Below are 12,472 nucleotides of genomic sequence, written 5' to 3' on the forward strand. Positions count from 1 at the left end.
TCCGTGACATGCTCCCCGTGGCGGATGGAATTGTCGATTAAGTTGAAGAAGACCTTCTCAAGCATCGGGTCGGCCATAATCTCGATGTCCTGCACGCTCGTCTTCATGATTACCGATGGCGGGACATGGGGCCGTGGCATGACCGAGTCGAGTGCAATCCACTGCGGCTCATGGGTGCCGAGGTTCTGGTAGACCCGGGTAAACTCAATCTGGGACTTGATCGCGCTCGTGGCATACCGTATTTTTTTGAGATGTTCTTCTTCTTCCGGGCTGGTGCATTTCTTTTCAACGATCTTAAGGTTCCCGAGAATGACCGTGATCTTGTTCAGGAGGTCATGCCGGGTGATGCTTCCCAGCAGGTTGAGCTGCCGGTTCGCCCGCTTGAGGGCCTCTTCGGCCTTCTTTCTCCTTGTGGTGTCATAGGCCACGCCACGGAACCCGGTTACGTGCCCGTCGATGCCGGTGACCCGGGAGGGCCGGATCTCGAGAACCATATCACGCCCGTCCCGGTGCCGGGCAATGATCTCGAAGGGGAGCAGTGGCCCTGCTGACGTCGAGGCCATGGTGGCCAGCGTCTTAAGGAAGATCGGCTGCAACTGTTTCAGGACAAGTTCCCTGAAATTCACTCCCACCAGCCCTTCCGGCTCGTACCCCAGCACCTCTTTCACCATGGGGCTGATGTAGAGGATTTTTCCCGAGATCCCGATCTCCCAGATAATGCCAGGAGACGTCTCGACAAGGGAGCGGAACTTCTCCTCGCTCTCCATGAGCGCGTTCTCGACCATTTTTCTCTGGGTGATGTCCCGTATAACCCCGACAACCCCTGCCGGTCTTCTGCTGTTGTCAAAGGCAAGGGCAATAATGGTCTCAGTCCAGACCGTGGAGCCGTCCTTCCGGTAAAACTCCAGCTCCATGGTGTAACTGGGAAGAACCGCATTCTCCTCTTTTAAGCCTTCAATGCCAATTTCCTGGGATCTCAGTATCACTTCATAGGATGCCGGAGTAAGTGCCTCGGAGAGGGGCTGGGCCATAGCCTCTTCCATGCTGAACCCCCGCAACACCTGCACCGAGGGGGAGATGTACGTGAGGCTCATGTCCATGGTGGCCGTGAAGATCACATCATGGACATTCTCCGCAAGGAGCCGGTACCGGGCCTCGCTCTGCCGCACCGCCTCCTCGGCTTTCCGGGTGTCCGTGATATCCTGGTTTGCCCCATGGGTCCTGACGGTCTTCCCGTCCGCGTCCTTTTCGAGCCGGATCCTCACAACGATGTGCCGGACCGCCCCGTCCCTCCTGATGATCCGGTGTTCGATTTCTGAGAAGTATTTCGGGTCCGTTGTTGCCATTGCCCGTTTTGCTGCCTCTCCAAACAGGTGGCGGTCATCCGGGTGCACGAACTCACGGACATAGGCCTCAGAGGACATCCGGGTTCCCCCTTCCCGCTCCGCGGTCGTGCCATACAGGGCATAGAACCGGTCGTTGAACGTGAAGAGGTCGGATGCAACATCATACTCCCAGTTCACCAGGTTGGCAAGGTCCATGGCCTCTGCAAGCATCTGCTGGCTCCAGTTCAGGGCGTCTTCCGCCTGCTTCCGCTCGGTGATTTCCCGTATGGAGATGAGATCGGCAGCTTTTCCTTCGTAGGTAATCATCTTGCCAATGCTCTCGACATAGATCTCCTTTGCCTTGCCGGTGATTACCTTGTACTGCGCGAGATAGGAATCATGACCGTTTGCCACTTCGGTATAATCCCGCATGGCGTCCGGCTGCGATTCGGGGGCAACGAACTCCATCACGTTCCTGCCGCAGAGGGCCGTACCCCCACCTACAACTTCCAGCGTCTGCGCGGCGGCGTTGTTTGCGAACAGGACAGTTCCGGCTAAGTCGGTTATCAGGATCCCTTCAAGAGCGTATTCCACGAGCGAGCGGAATTTCTGTTCGCTTTCCTGCAGGGCCCGGGTCATCTGAATGCTTTTTATCTCCGCGGCAGCTTTCACGGCAATGATCTCCATGATCTCCTGCATGGAAGGGATGGCAGGCAACGGGTTCCTTGAAAGCGCACAGAGAATCCCAAAGACCGTCCCCGTGGAGTCGCGGAGCGGAGTGCCGACATAACTCCGGATATTGAGTTCAACGATATCCTTTGCCCGGGGAAAAAGGCTGACCGCATTGTCAGGGTAGTAACAGAACCCTTTCCCCCGGACATCCTCGCAGGGGGTGCCTTCGAGCGTGTATCTGAAATCCTCAACCCGGTTTCCGTCAAGGATCATGGCAAGGACCCGGACTTTCTTCTGGTCGGGAAGGATCTCCCCGACCATCACACATTCTGTCCCCAGCCAGGAACTGACACTCTCGGCAATCTGCCAGAGCGAGTCAGGGCCGGTCGTCCCGACCATGCTCTTGACAATCGCCTGCAAAGCTGCTTCTTTTTCCCTCTGCTCCGTGATGTCCTCGTCAACCCCGCAGTACCCGGCAAAGGCGCCGTTTTCATCAAAGACCGGAGTCCCCCCGGTCCTGAGGAGGACCGGCCTGCCATCCTTGTGGACATTAAGGTTCTCGAGATTGCGGAACGGTTCGCGGGCTTCCATGGCTGCAAAGACATCTCTTGTGAGTCTCTCCCGGATCGATGGCTCAAAGAGATCGTAAAAATGCATCCTGCCAACGATCTCTTCCGGCTTATACCCAAGAATATTCATCACTGCAGGACTGGAGTAGCGATAGATGCCCTCGGGATCGACCTCCCAGATCCAGGAGCCGGCATTTGCGCTCACCGCAAGCGACCGCAGCTCGTTTCTCCGGAGTTCCCGCTCGGTCTCCTTCTGCCGCGTAATGTCGGTGATGATACCCTCGATGGCAATGGTCCTGCCCTCATTGTCGGTGACGAGCATGTTCCTCTGGTTGAGCCAGCGGGCCTGCCCTGCCCGGTCAATGATCTGGAACTCGTAGGTTGGCGGAACGCAGCCCTCCATCAGGGCATCCCACTGCATCCGGAAATATTCCTGCCATGAGGGGTGGACCAGTTTTTTGAGGAGATCCGGCTGCTTATAGAACTCTTCCGGAGTATATCCCGTGAGTGCGAGCGATGCGGGGCTGATGTACTCATATTTCGCGTCCGGAAGCGCCATCCGGTAGATCATGTCCGGGGCATTGTCGGCGATGCGGCGGAGTTTGCTCTCGCTCTCCTGCAGTGCCTCTTCGGCCTGTGCCTTCTCGGTGATATCGAGCATGTTGATGACGAGGTTTCTTCTGCCGCGGCGATCGGAGAAGTCGGTCATGTGTTTCGTACACAGGCGCCTCTCCCCGTCGGCCCTGATGATCGTGAACTGGTAATGGTGCTCGTAGGGCACCCCGGCAGCGAATTTTTTAAAGTTGGCAAGGACCCAGTCGGACGATTCCGGTGCAACGAAGGCAGCAAAAGACGGAGCGCTATAGATTTGCTCTCTTGTATATCCCCCAAGGATCAGGACCTGGTCATTAGCCCAGGTGATCTTTCCCTGTTCATTGACAATGCATATGGCATTGTGCGAGTATTCGGAGACTGCCCGGAACAATTCCTCGCTCTCTTTGAGTGCCTCTTCTGCCTTCTTGCGCTCCGTGATATCTTCCAGCGTGGAGAGGATGTGAGGCTTTCCCGCCATCGCAATGGGGCGGGCGGAGAAGATACAGGTCCGGATCTCACCGGATTGGGTCCGGAAAGAGACCTCCGGGCCGGCAATCTCTTTTTGCTCCATCAGGAGGGTGGTGAGCATCTCTCTTTCGGCAGGAACAACAAAGAGCTGCAGGTCCTCTGCTGTTTTTCCAAGTACCTCCTCCCGTGCATACCCGGTACCCCGGACAAACGCATCATTCACATCGACAAATTTTCCGTCCGCTGCCGAGACCAGGGTATGAGCTACCGGGCTGTTTTCGAAGACCGTGGAGAATTTCTTTTCAGACTCCCTGAGGGCGGTTTCAGCTTTCTTGCGGCCGGTGATGTCCCTGACGATCCCCTGGATATAATAGGTACCCCCAATGAGGACACGGTTAAGGCTTATTTCCGCATCAAAAAGTGTATGATCATGCCGTACGTGCTGCCACTCGAAGGTCTGGGGAACGCCCGAGAGGGCAGCATCGATTTTCTCCCGTGCCCTCTCTTGTGATCGTTCCCCATCAGGCTGATATTCGGGAGAAAAATCCAGGATGGTATTGTTCACGAGCTGGTCCTTTGAACAGCCAAACAGCATTTCTGCGCTGTGGTTGCAGGTGAGGAAGGTTTTCCGGTCTGCGATGAAGATGGCGTCATGTGCTCCTTCAAACAGGGTCCTGTACTGGTCTTCGCTCTCGGTGACCTCCTGCCGGCTTCTTGCGATCTCGTCGTACTGCCCGCGGAGTTCTTCCTGTGCCGCGGCAAGCTGCTCGTATGCAGACCGGATCTCATCCTGGGCCCTTCTCAGGTTCGTGATGTCATGGGCGAGCAGCTGAACTCCCTGGAAAACCCCGTCTCTCTGGATCGGAACTCCATGGAATTCAAGAATGAGCGATCCTTTTTGCGGAGTACTGTACGCGATCTCCAGCGGGCCCGTTGTCTTCAGGTCCCGGTTCTGCTGGAATGCAGCCCTGATAAGCTCCTGCTCCCTTGGGGTGAGTCGATCGATCGCGAGCGGTTTTCCCAACAGATCGGCTTCACTCTTCCCGGACAGGTTCAGGAATGATGGCGAGACGTAGGTCAGGCAGAGATCCTTGTCCACCATGAGGACAATGTCCGAGATCCGTTCTGCCATTCCCCGGAATTTCTCTTCGCTCTCCTGAAGGTTCTGCTCAGCCCGTTTGCGTTCCGATATATCTTCAAAAATCGTGGCAAACCTGCCCTGTCCCACCCGGTACGCCGAGATTGAGAAGTATTTGTCCATGGGCGGGAAGTACGTCTCGAAGACTTCTGCCTCACCGTTAAGCGCAACCTTTGCGTATCGATCCAGATAAGGTGGATCAAATACCCCGTAAGCATCCCGGCTTGTTTTCCCGATAACCTGGTCGCGGGAGAGGTTCAGGTGTTTCTCAAATGCCGGGTTGACATCAACGATGACATAATCCTCCGGGATGCCCTTGTCGTTGAATAGAAGATCGTGGATGGCGACTCCCTCGATCATATGCGTATAGAGCGACCGGAATTTCCGTTCTTCATCCTGAAGTGCGCTGTCCGCCCGTTTTCGTGCGGAAATATCCCGGAAGTACCAGATCCTCCCGAAGTATTTCCCCCCGTCCCCCAGTACGGGGGAGGAGAACCGCTCGAACACTCTCCCGTCTTTTAAGAGCAGTTCCTCGTAGCTGTTCTCTTCTTTATGATCATACAGGTACCTGACACGGGACAGGAATGCTTCCGGATCAACCAGCTGGTTCACGACGTACTGTAGCACGGGCTCGTCATGGCGGGATGCGATCAGGCCTGCGGGAATACCCCATAGTTCGAGGAATTTCCGGTTATAGTCCAGGATTGTCGCGTTCTCGTCAACAATGAGAATAGCATCGGGCAGGGTCTCCTGCTGGGTGGAGAGAAGCACATTCTTGAATGCAATCTCTTCCCTGACGCGGCTGGGCGTGGTGATGTCCTGGATGACCCCGATGACCCGGACGGGGTTTCCAGCAGGATCTTTCTCCAGCCTCGCAACGGAGTGGATCACCTTCCCCGGGGAGCCGTCCGCGGGGTTGATGATGTACTCAAGATCGTACTCCTTACCCTCAGAAATCAGGTCGGCAAGTGCCTTGTTGACCCGGCCGCGGTCCGGAATGCATGCCTCGATCGCTTCGATCGGGTATGTTCCGGCAACCGGGGGGAAACCGAAGATCCGGAGCCCTTCTGCGGACCCCCAAATCGTGTTTGCGGCAGGGGAATACTCCCAGCTGCCCGTACGGCCGATCTCCTGGGCCATCCGCAAGCGCTCCTCATTGATCCGGAGCGTAGCCTCGCTCGCCCGGAGCTCCTCCTCAGCCCGCTTGCGCTCAGTGATCGGCCGGACCGTAACCACTATTCCGTTAATCTCCGGAACACTCAGCAGGTTGTTTGCCACAGCCTCAACGGCGATATAGTGGCCGTCGGCATGACGGATGCGGTATTCCGTTGGTGCGTGGTGGTGCGTTTCTTTCCGGACCTCGCCGAGTGCAGCCCGGACATGCTCGCGGTCGTCAGGATGCAGGTATTCGAACGGATCCTTCCCGATGAGTTCGGATGGATCGTATCCCAGAACCCTCGTTGTTGAGGGAGAGGTATACGAGATCAGCCCGTCAGGGCCGATGATGCGGATCATGTCCGATGAGTTCTGGATCAGGAACCGGAACCACTTCTCGCTCCTCTGCAGATCGTTCTCGGCCTTCTTCAAATCCGTGATATCCCTGATAGATTCGATCGCCCCGACGATATCCCCCTGCCGGTTATAAAGGGGGCTTGCCTTGCCCATGAGCGTGACTATCCGCCCCATGGGGCGGGGAAACGCAGTATCGGCGATAAGGAGATCTTTTTCATGGATGATGTGCGAGTAGCGTTCTCTTATGACCGTATCGGGTTCGAAGATCAAATCGATGAGAATCGGGCGCCGTATCCCGTAAAACGGGATGGCATATTCGTATTCTCCTTTTCCGAGAATGTCCGCAGACATGACGCCAGTCATCTCTTCGATCGCCCGGTTCCAGGCAATCACGTGGCCGGTTTTGTCTATTGCGAATGTGGCATCGGGAAGGAAGTTGATGATGTCGGCAAGGCGTTTCTCCGATTCCTGGAGTGAACGCTCGGTATGTCTCCTCCTGACCGACTGGTGGATCCTGTGTAACAGCTCTGCAAACTGGGTGTCCGGATCGCCACCTTTCTGCAGGTAGGAGTCTGCACCGTTATTGATTGCCTCGATGACGACCTCTTCCCGCCCGCGGCCGGTGAAGAGGATGAACGGGATATCGCCGTACTGCCGCCGTACGGCTTTCAGGAATCCGATCCCGTCCATGCCCGGCATCATATAGTCGGAGACGATGGCATCAAACGATCCAATATCATGGTCAAGGGCTTCCTTTGCCGAAAGCATTGTTGTGACGTTAATGTCGTCTTCCAGTTCAAGGAAGAGTTTTGTCACTTCAAGAAGGTCGCGTTCATCGTCAACATAGAGGACAGAGATCATTACAATGACCGTGAGATATTGATGATCTACAGAGGATTACGAAGATAGAAAAAGATTGCCGTGGTGCACCGCAACCGGCACTCCCGCGGGCGCTCAGGGGAAAATGCTATCAGATTTGCGTTCCCCGGCACAAGGGCCGGGCGAGATGCCTGCGTGCTGTTGGCGGCACCTCGTACCACCCGGTGTTCAGCATGCGGGGGACTTCCTCTTCTTCCGGTTCATCTGCCCGGGCCCCGCATTTTTTGCATTTCCAGCCTTTGCCCCTGCCATCGCTGGTCATCCTCTTGTTGCATGCCGTGCAGAGCGGGGGGCGGACATTTTTTTCGGCATTCAGGGCAATCACCTGGATCTTTTCCAGGTTGATGCTCCCTTTCTTGAAACTCCCGCACGCAAGGATATTATCGCCGGGCCGGAGCTCGCGGATAACCTGCCGGAAGTTCTTGGTGGGTTCATAGGCCATGCACCGTACCTGGTGAGCCTCGGCGCCCATCGTGAACGAGACATGCCCCCCGGTCCCGGTTTTCGGGCGGCCGATAACCGTGCCGCGGACACGGTACGAGAGCCCTTCCCGCAGGGAAGCAATGTCGGCATCGAGCAGGTGGGCATCAGTGCCCTGGTTTGTCACCCAGATCTGTTCAAGTACCGGAGGTTCTGACCGGACCATCTGCCGGGCAGCCATCACCCAGTACGCACTCTCGCCCCGGATCCCAAAGAGGACCGGATCCGGCGTGTGCGGGACGCAGACTACGACGTCGTTTGCGGTATCGACTGTGTCCCAGGTATGCGGAAAGGTCGCTGCCTCGGCATCGAACAGGCTCTGCCGGTCGACTGAGCGGGGTGTGCCGAACCGCTCTTCCTGCCGGTACACAAGGATCTCGGAAGTCCGGTCCGGAAGCTCGCTTGCCACGGCTGCCGTTGCCCCGATGAGCCCTCGCCGGTTCTTCCAGCCGCGGTACCGGGCACCGGTGCTCTCCAGAAGAGCAACCGCTTCATCAACGGTACAAAAATCGGTTACGGCTTTCCGGTAAAAGGCCTCACCGGGCTTAGATTCTGTGACGACAAGGCCGGGATTGGTGTTTTCGCAGGACTGGTCGGCAAGCTCCTCAACAATATCGCAGGCAATCCGGAATGCGGTGCCAGGATCGCCGATCACATCAAGCATGACCGCGGCATTGCCCCTTGTCTTGAAGGTGACATTCGGGTTCAGGCGGACGAGCCGGGCCTCGCGTACCTGCATATGTTCCCGGATCAAACGGCGGGCGAGTACGGCCCCGAGGTATGTTGTGCACATTCCCTGCGGTGAGTCCGTGTCATCAATGCCGATCAGCATGTCTATATTAATATATGGGGGCGCTTAATCCATTTGTATCCACATGTCCCAGGACCGCCAGCTCCAGCTGGTCACCAGTGTAATGATAACTGCGGGTTTCGATGTCTCCGAGCGTTTCACGCTCCGCCCGCGGAGTTTCGACCTTATTGCGCGCAATGACGGGACGCTGCTCGTGATAAAGGTGGTCTCCCACATCGACTCCGTGAGCGAGGAGGTGTCCTTTGACCTTGAGCTCATCTCCCGGCTCCTGGGCGGCATTCCGCTCATTGTCGGTGAGCGCGCCCGCGATGCCGAGCTGGAACGCGGGGCGGTGTATGTCCGGTACGGGATTTACGCGATCAGCCCCTCGACACTGTACGATTACTTTGTGGAGAAGATCCCCCCGCTTGTCTATGCTTCACCCGGGGGCCTGTATGTCAACATCAACGGCGATGCGCTCAAGGACCTCCGCGAGAAGCGGAACATGTCGCTTGGCGATCTCGGCACGGTTCTCGGGGTTTCGCGGCGCACCATCAGCAAGTACGAGAGCGGGATGGGGACAACGCTCGATGTCGCGATCCGGATCGAGGAGTTTTTTGACACGGGAGTAGTCGAAGCAATCGACCTGGTCCGGCATGAACCCCCGCCCCCGGCAATGGAGTCGGAGAAGAAGGAGTCCGAAGATCACCTGCAGAGCCCGATGGAGTTTTTGCAGCAGATCGGGATCTCGCTCCATACGCTCCATGGTGCGCCCTTCCAGGCGCTCCTCACCTTTGACAAGCACACGATCCTCACCGGGTATGGCCCGGCACAGAAGGTTGTCAAGCGGGCCGCCCTGATCGGCAATCTCTCGCAGATCGCAAAGAAGCACGCGATGTGCGTGATCACCGATTCCGCAAAGGAGAAGAAGATCGGCCGGACGCTTGTTATCAGTGAAAAACGCCTCCACCGGGTAGAGGACGGATTCGAGCTCCTCGACCTGCTGGGGGAGTGATTTTTCAACAAACTTTATATAGAACCACAAACCAATTTTAGTGCTAAATCTAGTGCAAAACGTGGTGATTTTAATGTCACAGCAACTTGGAGGACAACCGATTCTTATTCTCAAGGAAGGCAGCACCCGGACCCGCGGTCGCGACGCCCAGGGTATGAACATCACCGCCGCAAAGGCAGTGGCAGCTGCGGTCAGGACCACTCTTGGCCCCAAAGGTATGGACAAGATGCTCGTCGACACCATCGGCGATGTCGTCATCACCAACGATGGCGTGACGATCCTCAAGGAGATGGACATCGAACACCCGGCCGCAAAGATGATGGTCGAGGTAGCAAAGACCCAGGATGACGAAGTCGGCGACGGGACAACCTCCGCGGTCGTCATTGCCGGGGAACTCTTAAAGAAGGCAGAGGACCTCCTCGAGCAGGATGTGCACCCGACCGTTATCACTCACGGGTACCGCATGGCCGCAGAGAAGGCCCAGGCGTTCTTAAAGGACATTGCGTTCGATGTCAAGTCCACGGACAAGACACTCCTGAAAAATATTGCCGGTACCGCAATGACCGGCAAGAGTGCCGAGGCCAGCAAGGAGAAACTCTGTGACCTTGTTGTCAAGGCAGTTACCATGGTCACCGATACCGATGGCACCGTTGATATCGAGAACATCAAGGTAGAGAAGAAGAACGGCGGCTCGATCGAGGACTCCGAGATCGTTGAGGGAGTACTCATCGACAAGGAACGCGTCCACCCGGCAATGCCGAAGAAGGTCACGAACGCAAAGATCCTCCTGCTCAATGCAGCAGTCGAGTTCAAGAAGACCGAAGTCGATGCCGAGATCGCCATCACCTCTCCCGACCAGCTCCAGGCATTCCTCGATGAGGAAGAGCGCATGGTCAAGGGCATTGTCGACAAGATTGTTGCAAGCGGTGCAAACGTCCTCTTCTGCCAGAAGGGTATCGACGACATCGCCCAGCACTACCTCTCCAAGGCCGGCATCTTTGCGACCCGCCGTGTCAAGAAGAGCGACATGGAGAAGCTTGTCCGGGCAACCGGTGCAACCCTTGTCTCGTCCATCGACGCCATCAGCAAGGAAGAGCTCGGCAAGGCCGGACTCGTTGAGGAGCGCAAGGTTGGCGGCGAAGAGATGACCTTTGTCGAGCAGTGCAAGAACCCGAAGGCAGTCTCTATCATCATCAAGGGCGGAACCGAGCACGTTGTTGACGAGCTCGAGCGCGCCATCCACGATGCACTCCGCGTTGTCGGTGTTGTTGTCGAGGACAAGAAGGTCGTTGCCGGTGGCGGTGCACCTGAGACCGAGCTCTCGCTCCGTCTCCGCGAGTACGCGGCAACCGTTGGCGGCAAGGAACAGCTCGCAATCGAAGCCTTTGCAGGCGCACTCGAGATCATCCCCCGCACCCTTGCGGAGAACGCAGGTCTCGACCCCATCGACATGCTTGTCGAGATCCGTGCATCCCACGAGAAGGGCAAGAAGACTTTCGGCTTAAACGTGTTCGAAGGCAAGGCAGTCGACATGAAGGCAGCCGGTGTTGTCGAGCCTCTCCGCGTCAAGACCCAGGCAATCTCCTCCGCGGCAGAAGCAGCGGTCATGATCCTGCGCATTGACGATGTCATCGCCTCGTCCAAGTCCCCCGAGCCCGCAGGTGGCATGCCCCCGGGCGGTATGGGCGGCATGGGCGGTATGCCCCCCGGCATGGGCGGCGACTTCTAAACCCGATACCTTCTTTTTTCCGGATAGTGTCCGTCAGAATTTTTCTGCGGTTTTTTCTTGCATCATTTAGTCCCTGTTCTGCCGCACCAATACCCGGCTGGCAACTCCTGATCGGGGACGTATTAGTATCCCGGATCGTCTGAGCGCTTGCCTGGCTCTTCGCTCAACTGTCTTAGGGAATTCTCTGTGCAGGAATTCTTTGTCTGGCAGGTCTGCCCATCCGCGGATCAGGTCAGAACCAAAAAAAAGGAAAAGGAGATCTTACCAGGTCGCGTTGCTGGTCATATAGGTTGTCGGGGTGCCCATGCCGTAGAACGACTCACCCTTCTTGACGATGATGACACCCGTCACGTTGAGGTTGTAGCCATCGGCATACTCAAAAGTGCCCTCGTTCTCACCAAAGTCATAGCCCCACTGGGCGGTGGGTGCGATATCCATGGAGTTGAACTTCCCTGCAATGGCGCCGACGGCTTTGACCGAGTGGACTTTCGTGTCGGAGTTGATCCAGGTAATCCGTGTCCCGGGGAGGACCATGAGGGTAGAGGGGGTAAAGGAATTGTTTGCAATATGGATCACGGTGACCTTGGTGGATGGGGTCATTCCTGTGGTCACAATTGCGGTCTTCGTTGCCGTTACTTCAGCAGTTGTTTGCGTGGCGGCCGGTATGGCTGTGGTGGCGGCAGGCGTTGTCTCGATAACGGCAGGTTCTGTCGTGGCAACAGGTGTTGCTTCAACGGTTGTCTCGATGACCGTTGAGACCGCGGTTGGTGTTTCGGTTGCAATGGTTGTCGTTACCGGCGCTGTCGATTGCGGCCCGGTGCACCCGCTGGCCGCAACAAGGGCGATAACCAGAATAAGAAATCCAAGGATTTTCTTCATGGTATGTAGTTTTATTTCTCCCTATGATTAAATTTACTTATCAGATTTCCGTTCTTTTTCTGTTATGGGCGTGATTTTTCTTTTAACCGGGAAATCCCGTGTTTCTCGTTGCTTTGGGATATTTGCGGGTCCATGGACTTCGTGGAGCCGTGAACGTCCAGGGGGGACTCCTGCAAGCAATAATCCATTCTCATGGAACCGCCGCGGATGTTCAACAGGTTAATGAACCCGGAGGGATCCAGTATCTCTCATGAGCAACCGGTTTATCTCAACGAAATATCGGACGGACTGTTATCACTGCCATGAAATGGCGGATCAGGTCATTACCGCAGTACCGTACCAGGCACAGGTGGTTTGCGATCATTGCGGTGCAACCCGGGTCTTTATTCCCCGGATCGAAGATGTTGATCCTTCCGGAAAGC

5 protein-coding genes are annotated in these 12,472 nt (G+C 56.5%); 2 read left to right on the forward strand and 3 right to left on the reverse strand.

Annotation, left to right across the window (positions count from 1 at the left end):
• The coding region (locus CW742_RS01495; protein WP_292415676.1) for a PAS domain S-box protein at positions 1 to 7,139 on the reverse strand (7,139 nt) is incomplete at its 3' end.
• 109 nt (positions 7,140 to 7,248) lie between these two features.
• Entirely contained in the window at positions 7,249 to 8,469 is a 1,221-nt protein-coding gene (locus tag CW742_RS01500; protein WP_292415678.1) for a tRNA(Ile)(2)-agmatinylcytidine synthase, read from the reverse strand.
• Positions 8,470 to 8,512: 43 nt separating this feature from the next.
• Between CW742_RS01500 and CW742_RS01505 the strand changes: the two genes are divergently transcribed.
• Positions 8,513 to 9,442, forward strand: coding sequence for a transcriptional regulator (locus CW742_RS01505; RefSeq protein WP_292415679.1), 930 nt, complete (start codon positions 8,513 to 8,515; stop codon positions 9,440 to 9,442).
• A 73-nt stretch (positions 9,443 to 9,515) separates the two neighbouring features.
• The gene (gene thsA, locus CW742_RS01510) at positions 9,516 to 11,171 is read left to right on the forward strand and encodes a thermosome subunit alpha (protein WP_292415681.1); all 1,656 of its coding nucleotides are present in this window, start codon (positions 9,516 to 9,518) and stop codon (positions 11,169 to 11,171) included.
• A gap of 261 nt (positions 11,172 to 11,432) precedes the next feature.
• Here thsA and CW742_RS01515 read toward each other — a convergent pair whose 3' ends face one another.
• Positions 11,433 to 12,050, reverse strand: a complete 618-nt coding sequence (locus tag CW742_RS01515) for a cupredoxin domain-containing protein (RefSeq protein ID WP_292415684.1) — start codon at positions 12,048 to 12,050, stop codon at positions 11,433 to 11,435.
• Positions 12,051 to 12,472 lie beyond the last annotated feature (422 nt).

The organism is Methanoregula sp., from assembly GCF_002835825.1.
Lineage (GTDB): Archaea > Halobacteriota > Methanomicrobia > Methanomicrobiales > Methanospirillaceae > Methanoregula.